Consider the following 22,992-nt stretch of genomic DNA (forward strand, 5'->3'; position numbering starts at 1 on the left):
CCTCACCAACCGGATGCGGGCGTAGCTCAGGGGTAGAGCATAACCTTGCCAAGGTTAGGGTCGGGCGTTCGAATCGCCTCGCCCGCTCCAGGTTGATCCTACCACCCCGTAGGAAACGCAAAGCCGCCCTTCGTGGCGGCTTTTGTGTATCGAAAACCCGCATAAAAAAACGCCCCATGGCGAACACGGGGCGTAAGGTACGGAACGAGGGACAGTAGGTGGCCGGCAGGCGTTCCGAGCCTGCGGTCACCTTTAAATTTAGGAAGCCTTGGCTGTTTTCAAAGGGGCCGCGCCCTGCGGTGCCGCCCCCTGCCCGGTTCTAAGCCAGTTCTTGCCGATTCTCAGCCGCCCACGCGGCTTGCATAAAGTGCTATGGCCGCAGCGTTGGAGACGTTGAGCGAGCCGAATCCGCCCGCCGCATCGATCCGCACCAGCGCATCCACGGTCTCGCGCGTCTTCTCCCGCAGCCCCGGCCCCTCGGCCCCCAAAACAAGCGCCACGGGGCGGTCACGGCGGCCCTCGACGGCCTCCTCGATGGTCTGCTTGGCCTCGCCATCGAGCCCGAGCACCAGATAGCCCATCTCCTGCAAAGCACGGATCGCGTCTGCAAGGTTGCGGACCCTCAAATAGGGCTGCCGCTCCAGCGCGCCGCTGGCGGTTTTGGCCAGCGCCCCGGTCTCGGGCGCGGAATGATGTTTGGTGCCGATGACCGCCGAGGCGCCCAGAACCTCGGCAGAGCGTAGAATCGCGCCGACGTTATGCGGATCGGTCACCCGGTCGAGCAGCAAAAGCCGCGGCGCGGAATCACCGATGGCCACATCCTCCAACCGGCCCCAATTCAGCGGCTTCACCTCCAACACCGCGCCTTGGTGCACCGAATTCGGATCGAGCGGCGGGCGGAACTTGCGCGGGTCCACGATCTGCGGCGTGATTCCCGCCTCGGCAATGGCCTCTTCCAGCTTCGCCTGCGCGTTCGGCGTGACCATCAACTGCAATTTTTCACGCCGTGGGTTCATTAGCGCATCGCGCACCGCATGCAGACCGAACAGCCAGACCGTCTGCGCCGCTTCGGCCTTCTTGTCCTGCTCTTTTTGCACGACCCATTTGGGTTTTTTCATCTCTTTATCCTTTCGTGCGATTTCCCCAAGATTTCTCAGGAATTCGCCTTGACGCTTCTTTGGCTCGCTTGTAATCACGCCCCCACGTCAGGTGCAATGCACCGGGACAAAGTGGGCGACAGGCCGCAAGGTGTGGCAGGGGACTGTAACTCCCTCGCGGAGACGCACGCCTGGTTCGATTCCAGGGTCGCCCACCACTTTCTCCCCCCCCCGCGATAATTCCTGTGCGCAGCCAAGCGCGTGCCCGTGGCGACCGATCAATGGCGCGCCCGATGGCTATCAAGGGAGCAAGACTTCGCTCCGCAAAAACCCCTCAAGCGCCATCTCCAAATCGTCGTAAACGAGCTGAACCCGAACCCTTTGAACCGATCCAAGGTCGAACGTGAGGTAAGGCTGCGGATCCCCCTCCAGAATCGCATTCGGCGTCGGCAATGAATCGTGGCAGGGCGGCATCGGCAGATTCCGCATCGGTGCGTCGTTCACCGCAATTGCCATGGCGGCCAGCCCGCAGCGCCAGCTCCACAGATGGGTGACATAAAGGAAGTCTCGCCCATCATACTGCCGCAGGGCGATCCAATTGCCGCGGGTGGCGTTCAGAATCGGCCGCACCTCTGCAGCGGTGGTAAAACGGCCCGTAGGCGTCTGGTCTTCGGCAATCAATCCGGGGGGCACGGCATCCATATAGAATGCAGGTGGCGGGGCCGCCGGTGCCGGGGGCGCTGCCGGTCTCGCGGGGGCCGCGGGGCGTGGCGGCGCCTGCACCGTCATCGGCGCATCCGGTCGGCCAACCCCGTCCGATGGGCCAGAGGGGCCGCCCAGGCTGATCGCGATTACGGCAAAAACAAAATCGAACATCCTGAACCCCTTTCGCAGGCCGCAAAAATTGCTGGCTTTTGCCCACAGAGCCCTGCCCCTATACTGGCCGAAAACCAAAGGCCGCAGCTCAGTATGACACGCAATTCGCGTATCCCGCAAATTTTCAACGTCGTCATCGTGGGCCAAGAGGGGCGGCTAGCCTATGAGGCGCTGCTCTTCGCCGCCTCCCTGCGCCATTCCTGCCCGGACTTTCAAGGCCGCCTGCTGATCGCCGAACCGCAGCCCGGCCCGCTTTGGGACAGTGACCCGCGCATCACCGACAGCGCGCTGCGCGAGGCGCTAAGCGCGTTTGGGGCGGAGTTCGTCCCCTTCGAAAACCAACATTTCGGCAGCACCTATCCCAATGGCAATAAGATCGAGATGCTCAGCGCCCTGCCCGCGGGCGAACCCTTTGTTTTCTTTGACACCGATACGCTGATCACCGGCGATCTGGCGGCGGTGCCCTTCGACTTCGACCGCCCCTCGGCCTCTCTCAAATGCGAGGGCACATGGCCCGAGCCGCAGCTATACGGGCCGGGCTATAGCGCATTATGGAAGTCTCTTTACGACAAGTTCGGCCTCGACTTCGCCAGCAGTCTCGACCTGAGCCAACCGGATGAACATTGGCGGCGTTATCTCTATTTTAACGCCGGGTACTTCTACTACCGCTGCCCGAAGGAATTCGGCGATCTCTTTCTGCGCTACGCGCTGGCGGTACGCGACGACCCTCCGGTCGCGCTTTGCGCGCAGAGCTTCGACCCTTGGCTCGACCAAATCGTGCTGCCTCTGGTGATCCACGCCCTTGGCGGCGGGCGAAACGCTCTGCCCGCTGGCCTGTTGGATGGTACGGTCTCCTGCCACTATCGCTTTCTGCCCCTGCTCTACGCCCGCGAGAGCGATCAGGCGATCGAGGTGCTGGAGATGATCACGGCCCCCAACCGGATGAAAAAGCTGCTCAAGCAGCGCGATGCGATCAAGCGGATGGTCTATCAGGGACGCGGGGCCAAGGTGCGCGCGCTTTTCGATCAAGACAACCTGCCGCGCCGCGAACAGGCGATCCGCATCCGGATCAAATCAAACGGATTCTGGATGCGCTGAGCCCCGCCTGCCCCGTTGTCTGAAGAAATCTTTGCGCCTAGGCTGCGCGAGATCCATTTTCTGAGAGGACAGACCAATGGCCGACAGCCCCACCCCACGTTTCGACACGCTGCAAATTCACGCAGGCGCGAGCCCCGACCCGGCCACCGGCGCGCGGCAGACACCGATCTACCAGACCACGGCCTATGTCTTTCGCGATGCCGACCACGCGGCGGCTTTGTTTAACCTTCAGGAAGTCGGCTATATCTACTCGCGCCTGACCAACCCCACCAACGCGGTCCTACAAGAGCGGATCGCCACGCTCGAAGGCGGTGTCGGGGCGGTCTGCTGCTCATCGGGCCATGCCGCGCAGATCATGGCGCTGTTCCCGCTGATGGGGCCGGGCAAGAATATCGTCGCCTCTACCCGTCTCTATGGCGGCACGGTCACGCAGTTCAGCCATACGATCAAACGCTTTGGCTGGTCCTGCAAATTCGTCGACTTCGACGATCCGCAGGCCGTGGCCGACGCCATCGACGACGACACCCGCGCGGTCTTTGGTGAGGCCATTGCCAACCCCGGCGGCTATATCATGGATGTGCGCGCCATTGCGGATGTGGCCGATGCGGCGGGCATTCCGCTGATCATCGACAACACCAGCGCCACCCCCTACCTCTGCCGCCCGATTGAGCATGGGGCGACGCTGGTGGTGCATTCCACCACCAAATACCTCACCGGCAATGGCACCGTCATGGGCGGCTGCGTGGTGGATTCAGGCAAGTTCGACTGGTCTGCCAATGACAAATTCCCCTCCCTCAGCCAGCCCGAGGAAGCCTATCACGGCATGAAGTTCCACGAGACCTTCGGCCCGATGGCCTTTACCTTCCATGGCATCGCCATCGGGCTGCGGGATCTGGGGATGACGATGAACCCGCAGGCGGCGCATTACACGCTGATGGGGATCGAGACCCTGTCGCTGCGCATGGAGCGGCATGTGCAGAACGCGGTAAAGGTGGCCGAATGGCTCGAACAGGACGGCCGGGTCGACTATGTGACCTACGCCGGGCTGAAATCCTCGCCCTATCACGAACGCATGCAAAAGGTTTGCCCCAAGGGCGCGGGCGGGCTTTTCACCTTTGCGGTCAAGGGCGGCTATGACGCCTGCGTGAAACTGGTCAACAGCCTTGAGATCTTTAGCCATGTGGCGAACTTGGGCGATACGCGCTCGCTGATCATTCACTCCGCCTCCACCACCCACCGCCAGCTGACGGCAGAGCAGCAGGAAGCGGCGGGGGCCGGTCCGGGCGTCGTGCGCATCTCCATCGGGACCGAGGATGCCGACGATCTGATCGCCGATCTGGATCAGGCGCTGGCCAAGGCGACCAGCTAAAACATCTCCCCCGCCGATCACCCCGGCGGGGGTTTGTCCCTCTGCGGTCGCTTACTGCCCCGGGGCAATCGCAAAGGTCATGGAAACCTGCGCCTGCACCTCGACCTCACCTTCGGCCACGGCACTGTCCATCGCCATCCCCATACGGGCGGCTTCGAACATCTTGGGCTGCGCGTGCGAGTTTTCGGTCATGCGGATCAATGTGCCAAGCTTCACGCCTGCTGCCTCGGCCAATTGCCGCGCGCGTTCGGTGGCATCGGCAACGGCGGCTTTGCGCGCCTCGGCCAGCGCGTCTTTCGGGTCTTGCAGACCGAAGTCCAAGCCGTTGAAATCATTCGCACCCTCGTCAATCACCGCATCCATCATCGCGCCCAGACGGTCGAGATCGCGCACCTTGACGGTGACGGAGTTACCCGCCTGATAGCCAGTGATCCGCGGCGGCTGGCCGTCCTCATGCGCGCGGTTGTCATGCACCGGGCGCAGGTAGAACCGGCTGGTCTGACGGTCCTTCGCCGCGACGCCCTGCGCGTCGAGCTCGGTCAGGATCGCGCTTACGGCGACGTTCACCTTGTCCATCGCGGCCTTGGCGGTTTCGGCCTCTTCGGTCACGCCCAAAGTGATCGTCGCCATGTCGGGGGCCGCGGCGATGCTGCCTTGGCCGGTGACGATAATTCCCTCTTCCGGTCCCTGCTGGGCCGAGACCATTCCGGCCCCCGCCATCCACGCCAGCGCCACCCAATTCATCAGTCGCATGTTCGTTCCTTTCCGTGCATCAATGCCCCGCCATTTGCCCATCGTGAGCCGGCTCTGACAAGCACCTGCGCGGTGCGCACCCTTTCCTTGGGCGAACTCCTGCTCTATCCTTCGCGATGACTGCGGCGCGTCTGTAAGTGCGCCCGACCCCATGCTAAAGTCGACCGCGATGAAGCCGAATTTTACCCTCTCCCTGTCGTTCGACGGCATTCGTTTGCTCCACCGCACCTCGGGCGGATGGCAGCTTGTTGGTGAAGTGGCGCTCGACAGCGCCGACCTGGCAGCGGAACTGGCGGTCTTGCGCAAAACCGCCACGGCGTTGGAGCCGGGCGGGCTGCGCAGCCTGCTGTTGATCCCCGACGCGCAGATCAAATACCTCACCCTCGACACGCCGGATGTGGACCCCGCCGCCCGCCGTGCCGCAGCGGCAGAGGCGCTGGAGGGGGCCACGCCCTATCCGGTGTCCGATCTGGTGTTCGATGTGCATTCCGATGGCGGGCAAAGCCATGTTGCCGCCGTGGCGCGTGAGACGCTGGAAGAGGCCGAAGCCTTCGCCGTGGAGCACCGTTTCCACCCGGTTAGCTTTGCCGCCGCACCGGCCAGTGAGAGGTTCGGTGGCGCGCCGCATTTCGGCACAACGAAAGCCGCATCCGACCTGCTGGAACCCGGCGAAACCGTGGCGCCCGAAACGGCCCCCATCGCGGTTTCCGGCGTAATGAGCGCGCCTGAAGGCCCGGTCGTGGACACGGAAGAGACGACCCCCGTGGCCGAGCCTGAGCTTGCCCGGACCCCGGAAGAGACCCCGCCACCGGTTGAGGAAAACCTGCCGAAGTTGGGGCCGACCAAGGGTGCCTCAGAAACCTCCCCAGCGTTGGCGCCACCCCCCGAAGAGACACCACCGCCGCTGAACGAAGACCTGCCCGCCTTGGATGCGGCAGCGGAAGCGGAGGAGACGGCAGAGGCTGAACTGGTCCCCACTCCAGAGCAAACCCCACCGTCGCTGGCGGAAGACCTGCCCGCGCTGGAGACCCCCGCGCCAAGCGAGGAACCGGCAGAGACGGAGGCGGACGAGCCGCCCGCCCCCACGGGCAGCGTTGCGGCATCCGCAGCCCCCCTCGCGGCAGCAGCAGCGGCAAGCACGCAGGCTGCACCGCGGCCCGCGCCTTCGCGCAAGGTCGATTTCTCCGCGCCGCCCTCGCGCAGCGCCCCTGCCGCCGGTTTTGCAAGCCGCCGTGGCGGGTCAGACAACGCGCCCAGCCTTGGCGGCGCGAGCCGGGAAGCCCCCCCGCCTCCGCCTGCCCCTGCCGCCCAAGCGGAACCGACGCCCGCGCCCGCCCCCAGCACGCCGTCCCTGCCCATTGGCGCACCTTCGCCCGCCGCGGCCCCGCTTGCGCCGCAGATGCCCGTCGAACCGGCCACCGCCGCCGCCGCGACAGAGGCCGCAGCCCCCCAGCCCGACAGCAGTTCGCTGACGCCTGAGGCGACCACCGCGAGCGGCACCTTCCTCAGCCGCCGTAAAGCGAAAGCGCCGAAAGACCGCCGAGCCGCCCCCGCCCGCCCGGCGGCGGCCACCCCGGCATCAGAGGCCGAGCGGATGACCGTCTTTGGCGCGCGCCGCCGGAACGAAGTCGGCGGCAAGCCGCGCTTCCTCGGCCTGATCCTGACGGCGGCGCTTTTGGTCTTCTTGGCGGGGGTCGCGGCTTGGGCCTCGATCTTCCTCGACGAGGGCAGCGCGCTCTCGCGGCTCTTTGGCGACCGCAGCCCGCGCAGCACCGCCGAAGCCTTGGCCCCTGCGGAAACTCCTGAAATCGAGAATGACATCGCCGTGCTGCCCCCCGAACCGGCAGCGCCTGACGCCATCGAAACCGCCGCCTTGGACGCGGGTCTGACGGACGAAGACGGTGCCGTCCTCGACGCCCTGCGCGACCCCGAGCCGCGCCCCCTGTCTGAGATGACCGAGGCCGAGATCGACGCCAAATATGCCACCACCGGCATCTGGGCCCGCGCACCCGATGTGCCCCCCGCCCCGGCGGCGGCGATTGATATCGACGATCTCTACCTCACCAGCATCGACCCGATCAGCAGCACGACAGATGCCGTGGCCCTGCCGCCGGTCAGCGGCTTCGGCACCGACAGCGCCCCCGGCGCGGTCAGCTCTCCGGCGGCGGCGGGCACGCGCTTTGCGCTGGACGCGCGCGGCTTGGTCAAACCCACGGCTCAGGGGGCGCTCAGCCCCGATGGCCATCTGGTCTACCTCGGTCGCCCCGCCGTTCAGCCCCCCGCCACGCTGACCCGACCTGACGCCGAACCGGCTGAGCCTGAGGTCGACAGCGCTTTGGTCGAGGCCCGCCCCCGTCCGCGCCCCGACGATCTGGCAGAGACAACCGAACGCGCGCAGCTTGGCGGGCTGACACGTTCAGAATTGGCCGATCTGCGCCCGGAACTGCGGCCCAAATCCGTTCAGGAAGTTGCGGAGGAGGCGCTTGCCGCCGCCACCCCTGAGCCCGAGGTTGCCCCCATCGACACCAGTGGCGCGGTCGCCGCTGCCCTCGCCACGCCGCCAGCGATCCAGAACGCGACGAAACAGGCCACCACCCAGTCGCGCCGCCCCGATACGCGCCCGCGCAATTTCGACCGGATCGTGAAGCGCGCCGCCCGCAGCGCCGCGCCTGCGCAGGTGGCGAGTGTGGCACCCAAGGCGGTGCAGCCGCGTTTTCCATCAAAGACCTCCGTGGCGAAACAGGCCACGGTGAAGAATGCGATCAACCTGCGCGACGTCAATCTGATCGGCGTCTATGGCAAGCCCTCGAACCGCCGTGCTCTGGTTCGGCTCAGCAATGGGCGGTATCAAAAGGTTGAAGTAGGTGACCGGATCGATGGGGGCCGCGTCTCTGCGATTGGCGACAGCGAGTTGCGCTATGTCCGCCGGGGCCGCAATGTCGTGCTGAAGATGCCGAACTAGGTCTCACCACAAAAAAGGGACGCCGCAGCGCCCCTTTCCCCCTCCCCGGGATGTTATATTGATCAGCTGGTCTCAAGCTCACCATTGTCGATCTGTTCCTGCTCGATCGATTCGAAAAGCGCCTTGAAGTTACCTTCACCGAAACCGTCGTCCCCCTTGCGTTCGATGAACTCAAAGAAGATCGGCCCGATCACGGTTTTCGAGAAAATCTGCAATAGAATCCGCGTCTCGCCCCCGTCAACGACGCCTTCGCCGTCGATCAGGATGCCGTGTTTTTGCATCCGGTCAAGCGGCTCCTCGTGGCCGGTCACGCGCTCCTTCGACATCTTGTAATAGGTCTCGGGCGGCCCAGGCATGAACTTCAGCCCATTGTCGGCAATCGCATCGGTCGCGTCATAGATGTTACGCGCACCGACGGCGATATGCTGGATGCCCTCACCGTTGTATTTCTTGAGATAGGCCACGATCTGCCCCGTCTCGCCCCGGTCCTCGTTGATCGGGATACGGATGCGCCCGCAGGGCGAAGTCAGCGCGCGGCTGGTAAGGCCGGTGTATTTGCCTTCGATGTCGAAGAATCGGATCTCGCGGAAGTTGAACAGGTCGCCGTAGAACTTAAACCAGACGTCCATATTGCCCTTGTGAACATTGTGCGTCAGGTGGTCGAGGTAGTAGAACCCCACGCCCTCGGGTTTCGACTTGGCGATCCAGTCGTATTCCCAATTGTAGGGCGAGGTGTCGTAATACTGGTCGACGAAATAGATCAGCGAACCGCCGATGCCCATGATCGCGGGCACGTCGAGCACCTTGCCATCGCCCGTGTATTCCTCGGCACCATTCGCGACCGCGTGCTTTAGTGCCTTTTGCGCATCCACGACGCGCCAGCCCATCGACGGCGCGCAGGGGCCGTGCTCTTCGACGAAGCGCGCGGCAAAGCTTTCGGGGTCGTGGTTCAGGACGTAGGTGATGTCGCCCTGCTGCCAAAGCTCGATCTTCCTGGTCTTATGGTTGGCGACATGGGCATAGCCCATCTTGGTGAAAACATCGCGCAGCGCCTGCGGGTCGGGGCTGGCAAATTCGACAAACTCGAAACCATCGGTGCCGGCGGGGTTCTCTGCCGTGATCTGCGATTTCGGGGCGTCATGCGGGAAAGGGCCCATGTCAGTCTCCTCTGCTTTTGGATTTGTCGTATTTTAAGCGCCGATCCCCGCGTAAGTTGCGCATATTAAAGCATTCAACTGGTCAATATCGCGCAACTACCGCATACTACGTCCACACCATGCGGAGATCGCGCATCATGCTCGATGAGATCGACAGGCGGCTGCTGACGGCGCTGCAAAAGAACGCCCACCTCACGGCGCAGGAGTTGAGCCAAAAGCTGAACCTTTCCCCCAGCCAAGCCGGGCGCAGGCGTCAGCGGTTGGAGGCGGAGGGCTACATTCGCGGCTATCACGCGCGGCTCGATCCGGTGCGGATGGGGCTGAACGTGCAGGGCTTCGTGCAGGTCCATCTGGGCACCCACGGGCCGGAACATTCGGCAAGCTTTGCCCGGCTCATGGCCACCCGTCCCGAGATTGTGAGCGCATGGACGATGACGGGGGATGCGGACTACCTTCTGAGGGTCTATTGTGATGATCTGCCGAGCCTCAACAGGCTCATCCACGACGTTCTTCTGCCCCATCAGGCCGTAAGCCGGGTGCATAGCCAGATTGTCATGGATCAACTGAAACAGGACGGGCCGCTGCCCACCTGACGCTGAGAGAGGACCGCAATGGAAGGTTTCCTGTTCCAAGCCTCCGTCTATCTGGCCGCTGCGGTGATCGCCGTGCCAATCGCCGCGCGATTGGGGCTGGGGTCGGTGCTGGGCTATCTGGCGGCGGGTATTCTGATCGGGCCGGTGCTGGGCCTCGTCGGGTCCGAGACGAAAGACGTGCAGCATTTCGCGGAATTCGGCGTTGTTATGATGCTCTTCCTGATCGGTCTGGAGTTGGAGCCGCGCGCGCTCTGGGACATGCGCCACCGTCTGCTGGGTCTGGGCGGCTTGCAGGTGCTGCTGTCGACGGCGGCGCTCATGGCCATTGCCATGGCTTACGACCAGCCGTGGCGCGTGGCGCTGGCGATCGGGCTGACACTGGCCCTCTCTTCGACGGCCATCGTGTTGCAAACCTTATCGGAAAAGGGGCTGATGCGAACCCAAGGCGGGCGCTCCGTCTTCTCTGTTCTGCTGACCCAAGATATCGCGGTGATCCCCATCCTCGCCTTTCTGCCGCTGCTGGCCACGGGCATCCCGGGCGGGCTTTTGCCCGATGGGTCGATCTCGCTCGACCCAGAAGCGGTGGAGAATGCACATCGTGGGGCCGAGGGCAGCCACGCGGGCGACGTCGCCCATACCGCACAGACCTTCGTGCAAAGCCTGCCGGGCTGGGGCGTTACGCTGGTCACCATCGGCGCGGTCGCCGCGATCATCCTTGTGGGCGTTTACCTGACCCGCCCGGTGTTCCGCTACATCCACCTCGCCAAACTGCGCGAGATGTATACCGCGCTGGCACTGCTGATCGTGGTGGGGATCTCTTCGCTGATGACCGTGGTCGGCCTGTCGCCCGCGCTCGGCGCCTTTCTGGCGGGCGTGGTATTGGCCAGCAGCGAGTTCCGCCATGAGTTGGAAACCGACCTCGAACCCTTCAAGGGGCTGCTTTTGGGGCTGTTTTTCATCACCGTGGGCGCGGGCATCAACTTTGTCCTGCTGTTCGAAAAACCGCTGATCCTGATCTGCATGGCGCTTTTGGTCATCATCGTCAAAGCGCTGATCCTGATGGTGTTGGGGCGTCTTTTTCGCCTCAAGGGCCGCGACGGTTGGCTTTTCACGCTGGCGCTGGCGCAGGCGGGCGAATTCGGCTTCGTGCTGGTCAGCTTTTCCCTCGCCACCGGCGTCATGCCCGACCCGATTGGCGAGACGCTTTTGCTGGTCGTGGCCCTAACCATGCTGATAACGCCGCTGCTTTTCATCCTGCACGACCTGATCAGCCGACGCCTTGACGACGGCGGCCCCGTCATCGCCGATGAGATCGACAGCAGCGGCCCGGTGATTATCGCCGGTGTCGGGCGTTTTGGCCAGATGGTGAACCGGATGGTCCAAGCCAGCGGTTTTCAAACCGTCGTGCTGGACCACAACCCCGAAACCATTGCCGTCATGCGGCGCTTCGGCTTCAAAGGGTTTCTAGGCGATCCCACGCGGCCCGACATCCTGCGCAAGGCGGGGCTGCAAGAAGCCAGCGTCTTGGTGGTGGCCCTCGATGATCCGAAATCCGCAGTCTCTTTGATCTCTTACGCGCGCAAAGAGAACCCGAACCTGCATATCGTCAGCCGCGCGCGCGACCGCGAGGAAGTCTACCGCCACTATCAAGCCGGGTCGAATGACATCGTGCGCGAAATGTTCGACAGCTCCCTCCGCGCCGGGCGCTATGTCTTGGAAAACATGGGGCTTTCGGATTTCGAGGCGAATGAGGCGCAAAAGCTCTTCTACGCCCACGACCGGGTCTCGGTCCGCGAATTGGCGGCGCTTTGGCGGCCCGATGTGCCGCCTTCGCAGAACGCCGCCTATGTGGCCCGCGCCAAGGAATTGCAAAAGGAGTTGGAGACCGCCTTTCTCAACCTTGGCGAAGACAGGGGCAAGGACAGCGCCTGAACCGGGCCGCCCCCTTCTTTTTTTGGGGGCCGCCCGCAACGCCCTATGCGTCGCTGACGCCCGCTTCGGCGAAGGTGGCCATACCCGCATGACAGGCAAGCGCGGTCTTGAGGATGCCAATCGCCAAGCCCGCGCCAGAGCCTTCCCCCAGACGCAGGTTCAACTCCAGCAGCGGCTCCTTGTCCAACGCGCCCAAGAGCCGTCGGTGCCCGCTTTCCGCGCTGAGGTGCCCCGCGACACAGTGATCCAGCGCACCGGGAGCGGTCCGCGCGAGGCTGAGCGCGGCGGCACAACAGATGAAACCGTCGAGGATCACCGGGATGCGCAAGCCCCGCGCCCGCGCCAAAGCACCGGCCATCGCGGCCAGTTCCCGGCCCCCGAGGCGGCGCAGGGCTTCTAGCCCATCGCCCTTGTCCGCGTGCAGGGCGACACCCTCGGCCACGACTTCGGTTTTCAGCGACAGGCCCGCGTCATCCACCCCGGTGCCGCGCCCGGTCCAGAACTCCGCCCCGCCGCCCAGAAGCGCCGTGGCAAGTGCTGCCGCCGAGGTGGTGTTGGCGATGCCCATCTCGCCGACCACGAGCAGGTCGGCTTCGGCGTTCACCGCCTCCCAGCCCGTCCGCAGGGCGTCGACGAATTCGTCTTCCTCCATCGCGGGCGCGACGGTGAAATCCTGGGTCGGCTTGTCTAGGGACAGCGGCACCACGTCGAGGCTGGCCCCATTGACCCGCGCGATTTGGTTGATCGCCGCCCCGCCGTGCTGAAAATTCGCCACCATCTGCGCTGTCACTTCTGCCGGAAACGCCGAGACACCCCGCGCGGCGACCCCGTGGTTGCCTGCAAACACGATGATCTGGGGCGCGGCGATCTCGGCGCGCGCGCCGCCCCGCCAACCGCGATACCAGACCGCGAGGTCTTCCAACCGGCCAAGCGCGCCGGGGGGTTTGGTGAGGATGGCGTCATGGTCCCGCGCCTCTGCCATCGCCGCGTCGTCGCAGGCGGGCATCGCACGCAGCAGGCTGCGAAATTCGGTAAGACTGGCGAAAGACGTGTTCATATGCGGCCCTTTGCGGATTGATATTCAATCGTTTCTAGCCTTAGCCTGTCGGCGCTGAAAGTGCCGAAGGGGCGAAATTATGGCCATTCCCGACATCACCGCCCTGAGGCAGGCCATCCGCCCCCGCGACATCGCCGTGGCCTTTGCCCTGCTGACCCGCCTACCCCTGCCGCATTTCCATTTCCCGACTGACGCGCACCGCCCCCCGGCCCGCAGCGCTTGGGCCTATCCGCTGGTCGGGATCGTGTTGGCGCTGATTGCCGGGACCGTCGGTGTGGCGCTGACACGCATGGGGGCGACGCCCCCGCTGGTTGCCGCCTTCGTACTGCTGACGCTGGTGATGCTGAGCGGGGCGATGCATGAAGACGGCCTTGCCGATTGCGCCGATGGCTTCTGGGGCGGCTGGACCCGCGAGAAACGTCTGAAAATCATGAAAGACAGTGTGATCGGCACCTATGGCGTCGTGGCGCTGGTGCTGTCTCTTTTGCCGCGTTGGTATCTCATCAGCGAATTGATCACGGACGAGGCTCTGATCTGGGCGCTGGTCGTCGCCTCCTGCGCATCGCGGGCGGCGATGGTCTGGGTGATGGACAGCCTGCCCCCCGCGCGCCGCGACGGGCTGTCTGACCGCACGGGCCGCCCCGGCGAATCGGCGACGGCGGTGGCGGTGCTGATCGGGGTGGTGGTGATCGTTCTGGCGCCGGGTTATTCCGCATGGCGCCTGACGCTTTTGGGGCTGTTTGCGGCGCTGGTGGTCCGCCAGATCGCCAAACGCAAGATCGGTGGGCAGACCGGCGATGTCTTGGGCGCGACCCAACAGGTGACCGAAATCGCCCTGCTGACCGGCTGCCAGATGATGGCCTATGGCTGGCAGGCCATTCCATAAAAAAACCGCGCCCCCGGAAGGGGCGCGGCCTGATCCTAAATTGTGCACCGCTTAAGCGGCCACACGGCTTTCCAGCACGTCGCCGACCTGCTTTGCGGCGGCGAGTTCATCGCCGCCCGACACAGCGGCCACTTCACGGGTCAGGCGCTCAAGTGCTGCTTCGTAAAGCTGACGCTCGGAATAGCTCTGCTCGCGCTGGTCGTCGGTGCGGTGCAGGTCGCGCACGACCTCAGCAATGGCGATGAGATCGCCGGAGTTGATCTTTTGCTCATACTCCTGCGCACGGCGGGACCACATGGCGCGTTTGACCTTCGCCTTGCCCTTGAGCGTTTTCATCGCGTGGTTGATCACATCGGGCGTCGACAGGGCGCGCATGCCGATCTCGGTCGCCTTATGGGTCGGGACCCGCAGGGTCATCTTGTCTTTCTCAAAGGAAATCACGAAGAGCTCCAGCGCGATGCCGGCAACTTCCTGCTCCTCAATCGAGACGATCTGCCCGACGCCATGCGCGGGGTAGACGACGAATTCATTGGGGCGGAAATCAAGCTTTTTCGATTTGGTCATATAGATCGCTCCTTGGCGCGCGGGGGAAGCCCCGCCATTAACTCGGACACCTGAACAGCACGTAAAACGCATGCGAAGCGCAGCCTGAGCGGTCTGCGTTCGGGTGCGTTTGAGTTAGAAATGTGAGGTCAACCTTGGCAGCAGGGTCGAAACATTATCAGGCTCGTGTGTTACAGCTTGAAGAAATCATAGCACAGAATCACGCCTTTCGGAAGCGCCCCCAAGCCGCCCTCGGCGGTTTCCCGGTCAATTCAGCGGGTTAACACACATACTTGAGGTCACAAAGGCGCAACGAAAGGCGAATCGCCGTGCCTTAGCCACCCTCGCCCGGTTTTTCCGAGAAGAGTTCCATCTTACCCTCTTTGCCATCCATCTCTTCCGCTTCGGGCAGCGGGTCTTTCTTGGTGATGATGACGGGCCAAAGTTCGGAATACTTGCGGTTGAACTCCACCCATTTCTCCATATCCGGCTCGGTATCCGGGCGGATTGCATCGGCGGGGCATTCAGGTTCACAGACACCGCAGTCGATACATTCATCGGGGTGGATCACCAGCATGTTCTCGCCTTCATAGAAGCAGTCCACCGGGCACACTTCGACGCAGTCGGTGTATTTGCAAGCGATGCAGGCGTCATTCACGATATAGGTCATGCGGAAACTCTGGCTGGGTATCTGGAGGACTAGCTAAACCGGGGCGCGGGATCATTCAAGGTGGCGCGCCTTAGAAAGATCAAGCTGCCTGCGGTCACGCTTGGTCGGGCGGCCCTTTCCCTCGAAACCGGGATTTTCGGGCTGTCTGTCCTTTGATTTGGGCTGTGGCGGGGACAGATCGGTGTAGAGCGTCTGCGCCTCAGGGGCCGGGCCACGCCGCTGGCCGATCGCCTCGATGCGGATCACCCGTACATGGTCGCCTTGGGAAAAGGTCAGAACATCGCCGGGGCCGACATTGCTGGCGCGTTTCTGCGTCGGCGTGCCGTTGATCCGAACCGCGCCGCCCGCCACCTGCGCGGCAGCGAGCGAACGGGTTTTGAAAAAGCGGGCGTGCCACAGCCATTTGTCCAGCCGCAGTTTCGCGCCCGTCTCCACTTACTTGTCGTCCTTCAGCCCCATCAGCGCGGCGGCAAAGGGGTTGTCAGGGTCGATCTGCTTTTCCTTGCGCGGCGGCCGGGCAGAGAAATTCTGCGACTTGCCGCCTTTGTCACCGCCGGGCTTGCGCCCCTTGCCCTTGGCAGGTTTGCCACGCGGCTTGCCCTGCCCTTGGTTGCGATCCCCGCCACGACGGTTGCCACCGCCATTGCCGCGCGGGCTGCGCGCCCATGTGAAGATGTAATAGGTCTCCATCTCAGGCCCGGCGACATCGGCATCGGGGGCGGTGCCCTGCGGGATTTCTTCCGCCGGCACTTCGGGAATGTTGCTGTCGACCTCGGGGTCTTCGGCGGCCACATCGGCGATGGGGGCGATGCCATCGTCGGGTAGCTGCGCCACATCCGCGGGGCGGTCGTCTGGGTTCGTCTCATCCGAAGGGGTTTCGATGATACCGCCTGCAGGTTCCTCGGCGGCGACATCCATGATCGGCTTGTCGGCTGCATCGTCCCCGGGCAGATCGCTGTCGAGTTTCTCGGGCACCACGGTATCGGCAGAGGGGTCCATCGCGTCATGGCTGCCGTCTTTGGGCATCACCACATCGACGGGTTTCACCTTGGTCCGCTCATCCTTCTCGGCCTTGTAGCCCAGACCTTCCATCAGGTCGGCGAATTGCTCCAGCGTCATGCCGGTGATCGAAAGCATGTCAGGCTTGGCCTCGAACCCGCCGCGCGAATCTTCGGCACGCAGCATGTCGGCAAGACGTTCCAGCATATCGATGCGGATCGCGCGCCTGCCTGCGTTGCGGTAGCCCGACATGGTGTCGGCCCCGGCGGGCGCTTCGGCTTCGACCGGGATGGTCACCAGACCGGGAGGGGGGGATTCAGGGAATTCGTTCAACCCTTTGGACAGAGACCAGAGCACCAAACGCAAACGGGTCGGCGCGGGTTTGAGCATCAAGGGCATGAAAATGGTGAACTGGCCGAAACGAATGCCATGTTTGCGCAGCGCACCGCGGGCGTCTTGATCCAGCGCCTTCACATCCTCGGCCACTTGGGCGCGGGGCAGAATGCCGAAATTCTCAACCAGTTGGAAAGCAAAGCCGCGGGCCAGACCGGTCAGCGTGTCATCCTTGCTCAGCCCCAGCAGCGGCTCGAACAGGGCCGCGACCTTGCGGTCGATGAAGTGCTGAAGGCGGCGTTTTACCTTTTCGGCCACTTCGGGACCAGCGATATCGTCGACGAAAACCTCGACCTGCGGCTTCAGCGCGTCACTGCCAGCGGTCAGTTTGCCTACCGCGGCGCTGCCCCACATGAGGCCGCCCTGCTCGGTGAAATCAATCTCGGTGTCCGGGGCGTTGTAGAACCGGTCGGCGCGCAGATGGAACTGCGGAGCCAAGGCCTGCAATGCGGCGGTTTTCACCGTCTTGTCTTCAGCCGCACCCGCGCCCTTGTCCACCCGAAAGCGGAACCCGTCCAGCTTGCCTACAAATTCACCTTCAACGGTGACTTCACCGGTCTCGTTTACATCGGCCACCATGGCTTCCTTCTGTCCAAGCCGGCGCAGCAATACACTCGTGCGCCGATCTACAAATCTTTGCGTCAAACGCTCGTGCAGAGCGTCCGACAAGCGGTCTTCTACGACACGCGTCGTGTCGCGCCAATGGCTTTCGTCCTTTGTCCAGCCCTTGCGCTGCGCAACGTAGGTCCATGTGCGGATAAACGCGAGTCGTTTGGACAACGCATCAATGTCGCCATCGGTTCGATCAATTCGTTTGATTTGTCGTGCGAGCCAATCGTCGGGGATATATCCGCGCTGGTGCAGATCGTTGAAAATGGTTTCGAGCAGACCGGCATGTTCCGCATGGCTGATGCCGCGGAAATCAGGAATGCGGCAGACATCCCAAAGAAGCCGCACCGAGGCGCCATCCGTGGCCCGGGCGAACACCTCATCCACCTGCGCCAGTGCCTTGAGCGCGCGCAGGTCGTCGGATTCCCGCGCCCTGACCAGCCGCTCGTCTTCGGGGGGCATTTCAAGTGTCTTGATCAGACGATCGATACTCCCGAATTGCAAAGCGTGGTTGCGCCAGTTGATCTTGTTCTGCGGGGTAAAGTTGTGATCCATGATCGCGCGGGCAACGTGATCGTCGAGCGCAGGCGCGTCCCCGGTGGTGCCAAAGGTGCCGGATTTGAACCCGCGCCCTGCCCGCCCCGCGATCTGGGCCAGTTCATTCGGGGCCAAAGGCCGCATCCGCCGCCCGTCAAACTTACTGAGCGCCGAGAAGGCCACATGATCAACGTCGAGGTTCAGCCCCATGCCGATGGCATCGGTCGCAACCAGATAGTCGACCTCTCCGTTCTGATACATCGCCACCTGCGCATTGCGCGTGCGCGGAGAGAGTGCGCCCATCACCACCGCCGCCCCGCCCTTTTGGCGGCGGATCAGCTCGGCGATGGCATATACATTCTCAACCGAAAAACCGACAATTGCGCTGCGCGGCTTCATTCGGCTTATCTTTTTCTGACCAGCATAGATCAATTCGCTCATCCGGTCGCGGCGCATAAAATCGACCCCCGGCACCAGCGCCGCGATGGTGCCGCGCATGGTATCGGCCCCCATGAACAGCGTCTCATGCAGGCCGCGCGCGCGCAGCAGACGGTCGGTAAAGACATGGCCACGCTCGGGATCGGCGCAAAGCTGGATCTCATCAATGGCCACGAAGTCCGCGCCCATCTCCTGCGGCATCGCCTCGACAGTGCACACCCAATACTGCGTGCGCGGCGGCACGATCCGCTCTTCGCCCGTGACCAACGCGACCACCGAGGGGCCGCGCGCCTTGACGATCCGGTCATAGACCTCGCGCGCCAAAAGCCGCAGCGGCAGGCCGATCACCCCGGTCCGATGGGCCAGCATCCGTTCGATTGCATAGGTCGTCTTGCCGGTATTTGTCGGGCCGAGAACGGCCACGACGCGCTTGTTGCCTGCCACCTGTCTATCCTTGAATTAAAGCTCGTGCCCGATGCCATCCCGACGCAGCCCTTCAAGGGCCGCGCGGGCGTCTTCGTGATGCGGGTTGAGGGCGAGCGTCTTGCGGTAAAGTGCGGCCGCGCGGCCCAGATCTCCGAACTCCTGTATCATCACAGCAAGTCCAAAGATCGCGTTGTAATTGTCGGGGTTCAGCGCCAGCGTCCGCTCCAGATCATCCAGCGCGGGACCATAGAGATCGGCCCCGTAATAGGCCTGCGCCCGGGCATGGAACCCTTCGGCGAAACCGGGGGCGTGATCGGTCAGCGCGGTCAAATGCTCGATCGCCAAACGCGCATCGCCATCCGCCATCGCCTCCCGCCCCCGCGACAGCAGCAAATCCATCGCAGCCGAACCGGAGCGCTGCCAATGCGCTTCGATCTCATGGGCAATTCTGGGAGCCTCCTCCGCCGGGGCCTCGCGCAGCTTTTGCATCAGCTCGGGCGGGGCCATTTCGGCCACGGCCATGCCCGCAAGCAACACAAAGCTACCAACTGCCGCAACGGTATGTTTGAGGTTGACGGGTATGATGCGCATAACAAAACTGAATGTAACAGGCTGCCGCCGCAATTCCAGACGTAGCGGGGCCAAATGCCAAAAAAGGGCGAGCGATGAGCGATATTGTGAACGAAGCGGTTGTGGTGCTGAACGAAAAGCTGGCCGGCAGCGATTTTGACGGCACGGCCAAGTTCGACATCGAAGGCGAAGGCACCGTGATGATGGACGAAAACGGCGCCCGCGCGGCGGACGAAGAGGCCGACGTGACGCTGAGCGCGGATGCCGAAACCTTCCAGTCCATCCTCGAAGGCGACACCAACCCCACATCTGCATTCATGACCGGCAAGCTCAAGATCGATGGCGACATGGGCATGGCGATGAAGCTCGCCGCTGTTCTCGGCTGATGCATCTGGACCCGGCCCCGCTTTACACCGATATCGCCCCCGGCCCCGATGGGGGCCAAGCCCATTGGGCCGAGACATCGGATGGCAAGCGGATCAGGCTGGGTCATTGGCCCTGCGCAGGCGCGCGGGGCACGGTGCTGCTCTTTCCCGGGCGGACCGAATACATCGAAAAATACGGGCTTTGCGCCGCCGATTTTGCGCGGCGCGGCCTTGCCACCATGGCGATCGACTGGCGCGGTCAGGGACTGTCGGATCGGCTTTTGCCGGATGCGCGCGTCGGCCATGTGGATGTGTTCAGCGACTATCAGAAAGACGTCGCCGCCCTGCTGCGCGCCGCGCGCAGCCTGAACCTGCCGCGCCCCTATTTCCTGCTGGCCCATTCCATGGGCGGCTGTATCGGTCTGCGTGCCGTGATGGAGGGGCTGCCGGTGCAGGCGGTTGCCTTCACCGGCCCGATGTGGGGCATCTATGTCGTCCCGCATCTGCGCGCGCTGGCGTGGTCCTTGGCGCAGTTCATGCCCCGCGTCGGACAGGGCCACCGCTTGCCGCCGGGCACCAAGATCGAAGCCTACCCCGCCATCGCCCCTTTCGAGGACAACCTGCTGACCACCGATCCGCAGATGTACGCGATGATGCGCGATCAACTGGTCGCTCATCCCGAGCTGAGCCTCGGCGGCCCCAGTTTCGTCTGGCTGCGCGAGGCACTGGCCGAGACCAAACATCTCGCCGGACGCTCGGCGCCCAACATTCCCTGCGCCACCTTTCTTGGCAGCAACGAGCGCATCGTCGCCACCGATAGGGTGCACAAGCGCATGGCGCAGTGGAAAGGCGGGCGGCTTGAGATCGTACCGGGCGGCGAGCATGAGGTGTTGTTGGAGAGGCCAGAGCTGCGCAAGCCGATCTTCGACGGGCTGGAAAAGCTCTATCTGGGCAATATCACCGGTTAACCCCTCGCCCGCGTCATTTTCCTGTGCAATCGGCCCGCGCCGCCTAGATTGCTTGGCATGACTCGCGAACCCGTCCTCAGCTTCACCGAAAACGGCATCTATTGCGCCGCCGGTGACTTCTACATCGACCCTTGGCGCCCCGTCGACCGGGCGCTGATCACCCACGGCCACGCCGACCACGCCCGCGACGGCATGGGCAGCTATCTGGCCACCCATGCCGCGCTCCCCGTAATGCGCCATCGGTTGGGCGAGATCGCCATCGAGGGCATCGCCTATGGCGAGAAGCGGCAAATCGGCGGGGCCACGGTCTCCTTCCACCCTGCGGGCCATGTGCCCGGCAGCGCGCAGATCCGGGTCGAGGTCGGCGGCGAGGTCTGGGTCGCCTCGGGCGATTACAAGGTGATCGACGATGGCATGTCCGAGCCGTTCGAGCCGGTCAAATGCCATCATTTCATCACCGAGAGCACCTTTGGCCTGCCGGTCTTCCGCTGGGCGCCGCAAGTCGATGTGGCCGCCCAGATTAACGGCTGGTGGGCGGGCTGCAAGGCGGCGGGCAAAACCGCCTTCCTCGGCGCCTATTCGCTTGGAAAAGCACAGCGGCTGCTGTCGATGCTCGACCCCAAGATCGGCCCGATCCTGACCCATACGGCGGTGGAGAACACCAACGAAGTGCTGCGCGGCCAAGGCATCGCGCTACCCGAGACCATGCTGATCACGCCCGAGCTTAATCCCAAGGAGCACCCCGGGGCGCTGGTGCTGGCGCCGCCCTCGGCCCTTGGCAGCCAATGGGCGCGGCGGTTCGGCGCGCAGGAGAGCGCCTTCGCCTCGGGCTGGATGGCGCTGCGCGGGGTGCGCCGGCGGCGTGCGGGCGACCGGGGCTTTGTCATCTCGGACCATGCCGACTGGCACGGGCTGCTTTGGGCGATCCGCGAGACGGGTGCGGAAAACATATATGTCACGCATGGTTACACGGACATCTTCACGCGTTACCTGAACGATCAGGGCTGGAACGCCGAAGTCGTGCCGACCCAATTCGAGGGCGACGGGGGTGACAACGAATGAAGGATTTTGCCGCCCTGTTCAACGCCGTCGACCAGACCACCAAGACCACGGTTAAGGTCGCCGCACTGGCCGAATATTTCACCACCGCCGCCGAGGATGACCGGCTCTGGACGGTCGCACTCTTCTCGGGCCGCCGCCCGAAACGCGCGGTCACGACTACCCGCTTGCGCGAATGGGCCTCGGAAGCCTCAGGCGTGCCGCTCTGGCTCTTCGAGGACAGCTATGCCATCGTCGGCGATCTGGCCGAGACCATCGCGCTGGTCCTGCCGCCGGTGGAGAGCGACGAAACCGGCACGCTCACCTCTTGGATCAACGCGCTGCGCGGGCTGAAGGATCTGGACGATGCGGCGCGCAAGGAATTTGTCCTTTCGGCCTGGCAACAACTCGGCGGCACCGAACGGTTCCTCTTCAACAAGCTGATCACCGGCGGCTTTCGCATCGGCGTGAGCCAGAAGCTGATGACCCGGGCGCTGTCGCGCGCCACCGACCGGCCCGAGCCGGAGATGGCGCATCGTCTGATGGGCAACTGGCACCCCGACGACGTGACTTGGCACAGCCTGATCGAGGCCGAGGACGCCAGCGCCGACGCCTCGCGCCCCTACCCCTTCTACCTCGCCTATGCGCTGGAGGACGGGCCGGAGGGCTTGGGCGATCCCGAAGACTGGCGGGCGGAGTGGAAATGGGACGGCATCCGCGGCCAGCTCATCCTGCGCGATGGCGACTACTTCGTCTGGTCGCGCGGAGAGGAGCTGATGACCGACCGCTTCCCCGAACTGGCCCGCGCCGCCGATCACCTGCCACCGGGCACCGTGCTCGACGGCGAGTTGCTGGTCTGGCAGCCGGGGGCCGAATTCCCTTCTTCCTTCAATGCTTTGCAAGCCCGCATCGGGCGCAAGACCGTGCCGAAAAAGCTGCTGAAAGAGGCGCCGGTCGTGCTGCACGCCTACGATCTGCTGGAATGGCAGGGCGTGGACATCCGCGACCGCCCCTTCGCCGAACGTCGCGCTCTGCTGGAGAAGGCCGCCGCCGACCTGCCCGCCGACGCGCCCGTGCGCCTCTCGCCGCAGCACCGGTTCACCGACTGGTCCCAACTCGCCTCCTTACGCGGAACCGCGCGCGAGGCGCAGGCCGAAGGGCTGATGCTGAAACGCGCCGACAGCCCCTATCTGTCGGGCCGCAAGAAGGGCGATTGGTGGAAATGGAAGCTTGATCCGCTGACCATCGACGCGGTGATGATTTACGCGCAATCGGGCTCGGGCCGCCGTGCGAACCTGTTTACCGACTTCACCTTCGCGGTCTGGAACGGCAACGATCTGGTGCCCTTCACCAAGGCCTATTCCGGCCTTACCGACGCCGAGTTCCGCCAGATCACCGCTTGGGTGCGCCGCAACACGCAGCAGCGCTTCGGCCCCGTGCGGCAGGTCACCCCGCACCATGTCTTCGAGATCGCCTTCGAGGGCATCCAGCCCAGCCCGCGCCACAAGTCCGGCGTCGCCCTGCGCTTTCCGCGCATGCTGCGGTGGCGCAAGGACAAGCCGCTGCAAGAGGCCAACACCCTCGACGATCTGAAAGAAATGCTGCGCATCTACGGATAGGTTGTTCCGGCCCGCCCGGAGGCATAGATGTGACGAA

Annotated in this window: 20 protein-coding genes and 2 tRNA genes; 12 read left to right on the plus strand and 10 right to left on the minus strand. The window is 64.0% G+C overall.

Annotated features, from left to right (window positions below; translation table 11 throughout):
* Positions 1-15: 15 nt before the first annotated feature.
* Positions 16-90: transfer RNA gene (locus ACGYLC_RS14050), tRNA-Gly, on the plus strand.
* A 251-nt stretch (positions 91-341) separates the two neighbouring features.
* On the opposite strand, the gene rlmB is transcribed toward ACGYLC_RS14050, so the two are convergent.
* Positions 342-1,118 carry a 23S rRNA (guanosine(2251)-2'-O)-methyltransferase RlmB gene (gene rlmB, locus ACGYLC_RS14055; protein WP_394423411.1) on the minus strand — a complete coding sequence of 259 codons (777 nt, stop codon included), beginning with the start codon at positions 1,116-1,118 and terminating at the stop codon, positions 342-344.
* 113 nt (positions 1,119-1,231) lie between these two features.
* Here rlmB and ACGYLC_RS14060 point away from each other — a divergent pair.
* Positions 1,232-1,315 (plus strand) — tRNA-Tyr (locus tag ACGYLC_RS14060).
* Between the two features lie 82 nt (positions 1,316-1,397).
* Here ACGYLC_RS14060 and ACGYLC_RS14065 read toward each other — a convergent pair.
* The gene (locus ACGYLC_RS14065; protein ID WP_394423412.1) at positions 1,398-1,973 is read right to left on the minus strand and encodes a hypothetical protein; all 576 of its coding nucleotides are present in this window, start codon (positions 1,971-1,973) and stop codon (positions 1,398-1,400) included.
* Between the two features lie 93 nt (positions 1,974-2,066).
* Between ACGYLC_RS14065 and ACGYLC_RS14070 the strand changes: the two genes are divergently transcribed.
* Together ACGYLC_RS14070 and ACGYLC_RS14075 are read left to right on the plus strand one after the other, a co-directional pair.
* Positions 2,067-3,071 carry a hypothetical protein gene (locus ACGYLC_RS14070; RefSeq protein ID WP_394423413.1) on the plus strand — a complete coding sequence of 335 codons (1,005 nt, stop codon included), beginning with the start codon at positions 2,067-2,069 and terminating at the stop codon, positions 3,069-3,071.
* Positions 3,072-3,147: 76 nt separating this feature from the next.
* Positions 3,148-4,440 (plus strand): O-acetylhomoserine aminocarboxypropyltransferase/cysteine synthase family protein, encoded by a 1,293-nt coding sequence (locus tag ACGYLC_RS14075; RefSeq protein WP_394423414.1) that lies wholly within the window; start codon positions 3,148-3,150, stop codon positions 4,438-4,440.
* Positions 4,441-4,491: 51 nt separating this feature from the next.
* Here the strand turns inward: ACGYLC_RS14075 and ACGYLC_RS14080 are convergent, their stop codons facing one another.
* Positions 4,492-5,193, minus strand: coding sequence for an SIMPL domain-containing protein (locus tag ACGYLC_RS14080; RefSeq protein ID WP_394423415.1), 702 nt, complete (start codon positions 5,191-5,193; stop codon positions 4,492-4,494).
* Between the two features lie 151 nt (positions 5,194-5,344).
* On the opposite strand from ACGYLC_RS14080, the gene ACGYLC_RS14085 reads away from it, so the two are divergent.
* On the plus strand, positions 5,345-8,155 hold the full coding sequence (locus ACGYLC_RS14085) for a hypothetical protein (protein ID WP_394423416.1): 2,811 nt from the start codon (positions 5,345-5,347) through the stop codon (positions 8,153-8,155).
* Between the two features lie 62 nt (positions 8,156-8,217).
* Here ACGYLC_RS14085 and hppD read toward each other — a convergent pair whose 3' ends face one another.
* Complete coding sequence (hppD, locus tag ACGYLC_RS14090) at positions 8,218-9,312, minus strand: 4-hydroxyphenylpyruvate dioxygenase (protein WP_394423417.1); 1,095 nt, start codon at positions 9,310-9,312, stop codon at positions 8,218-8,220.
* A gap of 137 nt (positions 9,313-9,449) precedes the next feature.
* Between hppD and ACGYLC_RS14095 the strand changes: the two genes are divergently transcribed.
* Positions 9,450-9,905 carry an Lrp/AsnC family transcriptional regulator gene (locus tag ACGYLC_RS14095; RefSeq protein WP_394423418.1) on the plus strand — a complete coding sequence of 152 codons (456 nt, stop codon included), beginning with the start codon at positions 9,450-9,452 and terminating at the stop codon, positions 9,903-9,905.
* A gap of 18 nt (positions 9,906-9,923) precedes the next feature.
* Positions 9,924-11,837: a monovalent cation:proton antiporter-2 (CPA2) family protein gene (locus tag ACGYLC_RS14100; RefSeq protein WP_394423419.1), complete on the plus strand. Its 1,914-nt coding sequence runs from the start codon at positions 9,924-9,926 to the stop codon at positions 11,835-11,837.
* A 43-nt stretch (positions 11,838-11,880) separates the two neighbouring features.
* Here ACGYLC_RS14100 and cobT read toward each other — a convergent pair whose 3' ends face one another.
* Entirely contained in the window at positions 11,881-12,894 is a 1,014-nt protein-coding gene (cobT, locus tag ACGYLC_RS14105; RefSeq protein ID WP_394423420.1) for a nicotinate-nucleotide--dimethylbenzimidazole phosphoribosyltransferase, read from the minus strand.
* A gap of 79 nt (positions 12,895-12,973) precedes the next feature.
* Here cobT and cobS point away from each other — a divergent pair, with 79 nt between their 5' ends.
* A complete protein-coding gene (gene cobS, locus ACGYLC_RS14110; protein ID WP_394423421.1) occupies positions 12,974-13,780 on the plus strand; it encodes an adenosylcobinamide-GDP ribazoletransferase in 807 nt (268 codons plus the stop codon).
* 51 nt (positions 13,781-13,831) lie between these two features.
* On the opposite strand, the gene ACGYLC_RS14115 is transcribed toward cobS, so the two are convergent.
* The 5 genes from ACGYLC_RS14115 to ACGYLC_RS14135 form a co-directional block, all read right to left on the minus strand.
* Positions 13,832-14,344, minus strand: a complete 513-nt coding sequence (locus ACGYLC_RS14115) for a CarD family transcriptional regulator (RefSeq protein ID WP_007120274.1) — start codon at positions 14,342-14,344, stop codon at positions 13,832-13,834.
* Between the two features lie 313 nt (positions 14,345-14,657).
* Entirely contained in the window at positions 14,658-14,993 is a 336-nt protein-coding gene (gene fdxA / locus ACGYLC_RS14120) for a ferredoxin FdxA (protein ID WP_067262482.1), read from the minus strand.
* Positions 14,994-15,044: 51 nt separating this feature from the next.
* Positions 15,045-15,428, minus strand: a complete 384-nt coding sequence (locus ACGYLC_RS14125) for an RNA-binding S4 domain-containing protein (RefSeq protein WP_394423422.1) — start codon at positions 15,426-15,428, stop codon at positions 15,045-15,047.
* On the minus strand, positions 15,429-18,413 hold the full coding sequence (locus ACGYLC_RS14130) for a helicase-related protein (RefSeq protein WP_394423423.1): 2,985 nt from the start codon (positions 18,411-18,413) through the stop codon (positions 15,429-15,431). It abuts the gene before it with no gap.
* Between the two features lie 15 nt (positions 18,414-18,428).
* Positions 18,429-18,986: a hypothetical protein gene (locus tag ACGYLC_RS14135; RefSeq protein WP_394423424.1), complete on the minus strand. Its 558-nt coding sequence runs from the start codon at positions 18,984-18,986 to the stop codon at positions 18,429-18,431.
* Positions 18,987-19,060: 74 nt separating this feature from the next.
* Between ACGYLC_RS14135 and ACGYLC_RS14140 the strand changes: the two genes are divergently transcribed.
* Genes ACGYLC_RS14140 through ACGYLC_RS14155 form a run of 4 tightly spaced genes read left to right on the plus strand, consistent with a single transcriptional unit; the run spans position 19,061 to position 22,955 of the window.
* Complete coding sequence (locus tag ACGYLC_RS14140) at positions 19,061-19,351, plus strand: SCP2 sterol-binding domain-containing protein (RefSeq protein WP_067262473.1); 291 nt, start codon at positions 19,061-19,063, stop codon at positions 19,349-19,351.
* Positions 19,351-20,298 (plus strand): alpha/beta fold hydrolase, encoded by a 948-nt coding sequence (locus ACGYLC_RS14145; protein ID WP_394423425.1) that lies wholly within the window; start codon positions 19,351-19,353, stop codon positions 20,296-20,298. Before ACGYLC_RS14140 ends, ACGYLC_RS14145 begins: the two co-directional genes overlap by 1 nt.
* A gap of 57 nt (positions 20,299-20,355) precedes the next feature.
* On the plus strand, positions 20,356-21,360 hold the full coding sequence (locus ACGYLC_RS14150; RefSeq protein WP_394423426.1) for a ligase-associated DNA damage response exonuclease: 1,005 nt from the start codon (positions 20,356-20,358) through the stop codon (positions 21,358-21,360).
* Positions 21,357-22,955 (plus strand): ATP-dependent DNA ligase, encoded by a 1,599-nt coding sequence (locus ACGYLC_RS14155; protein WP_394423427.1) that lies wholly within the window; start codon positions 21,357-21,359, stop codon positions 22,953-22,955. Before ACGYLC_RS14150 ends, ACGYLC_RS14155 begins: the two co-directional genes overlap by 4 nt.
* Positions 22,956-22,992: the final 37 nt, after the last annotated feature.

Source organism: Sulfitobacter sp. 1A12157 (genome assembly GCF_043557345.1).
In the GTDB taxonomy this organism is placed as follows: domain Bacteria; phylum Pseudomonadota; class Alphaproteobacteria; order Rhodobacterales; family Rhodobacteraceae; genus Sulfitobacter.

Excerpts from the sequence above, each read along its gene's own strand:
- ACGYLC_RS14155 (WP_394423427.1), top strand. The coding sequence starts at position 21,357 with ATGAAGGATTTTGCCGCCCTGTTCAACGCCGTCGACCAGACCACCAAG.
- ACGYLC_RS14100 (WP_394423419.1), top strand. The coding sequence starts at position 9,924 with ATGGAAGGTTTCCTGTTCCAAGCCTCCGTCTATCTGGCCGCTGCGGTG.
- ACGYLC_RS14145 (WP_394423425.1), top strand. The coding sequence starts at position 19,351 with ATGCATCTGGACCCGGCCCCGCTTTACACCGATATCGCCCCCGGCCCC.
- ACGYLC_RS14080 (WP_394423415.1), bottom strand. The coding sequence starts at position 5,193 with ATGCGACTGATGAATTGGGTGGCGCTGGCGTGGATGGCGGGGGCCGGA.
- hppD (WP_394423417.1), bottom strand. The coding sequence starts at position 9,312 with ATGGGCCCTTTCCCGCATGACGCCCCGAAATCGCAGATCACGGCAGAG.
- ACGYLC_RS14095 (WP_394423418.1), top strand. The coding sequence starts at position 9,450 with ATGCTCGATGAGATCGACAGGCGGCTGCTGACGGCGCTGCAAAAGAAC.
- rlmB (WP_394423411.1), bottom strand. The coding sequence starts at position 1,118 with ATGAAAAAACCCAAATGGGTCGTGCAAAAAGAGCAGGACAAGAAGGCC.
- cobT (WP_394423420.1), bottom strand. The coding sequence starts at position 12,894 with ATGAACACGTCTTTCGCCAGTCTTACCGAATTTCGCAGCCTGCTGCGT.
- ACGYLC_RS14075 (WP_394423414.1), top strand. The coding sequence starts at position 3,148 with ATGGCCGACAGCCCCACCCCACGTTTCGACACGCTGCAAATTCACGCA.
- cobS (WP_394423421.1), top strand. The coding sequence starts at position 12,974 with ATGGCCATTCCCGACATCACCGCCCTGAGGCAGGCCATCCGCCCCCGC.
- ACGYLC_RS14140 (WP_067262473.1), top strand. The coding sequence starts at position 19,061 with ATGAGCGATATTGTGAACGAAGCGGTTGTGGTGCTGAACGAAAAGCTG.
- ACGYLC_RS14070 (WP_394423413.1), top strand. The coding sequence starts at position 2,067 with ATGACACGCAATTCGCGTATCCCGCAAATTTTCAACGTCGTCATCGTG.
- ACGYLC_RS14150 (WP_394423426.1), top strand. The coding sequence starts at position 20,356 with ATGACTCGCGAACCCGTCCTCAGCTTCACCGAAAACGGCATCTATTGC.
- ACGYLC_RS14115 (WP_007120274.1), bottom strand. The coding sequence starts at position 14,344 with ATGACCAAATCGAAAAAGCTTGATTTCCGCCCCAATGAATTCGTCGTC.
- ACGYLC_RS14135 (WP_394423424.1), bottom strand. The coding sequence starts at position 18,986 with ATGCGCATCATACCCGTCAACCTCAAACATACCGTTGCGGCAGTTGGT.
- ACGYLC_RS14085 (WP_394423416.1), top strand. The coding sequence starts at position 5,345 with ATGCTAAAGTCGACCGCGATGAAGCCGAATTTTACCCTCTCCCTGTCG.
- fdxA (WP_067262482.1), bottom strand. The coding sequence starts at position 14,993 with ATGACCTATATCGTGAATGACGCCTGCATCGCTTGCAAATACACCGAC.
- ACGYLC_RS14065 (WP_394423412.1), bottom strand. The coding sequence starts at position 1,973 with ATGTTCGATTTTGTTTTTGCCGTAATCGCGATCAGCCTGGGCGGCCCC.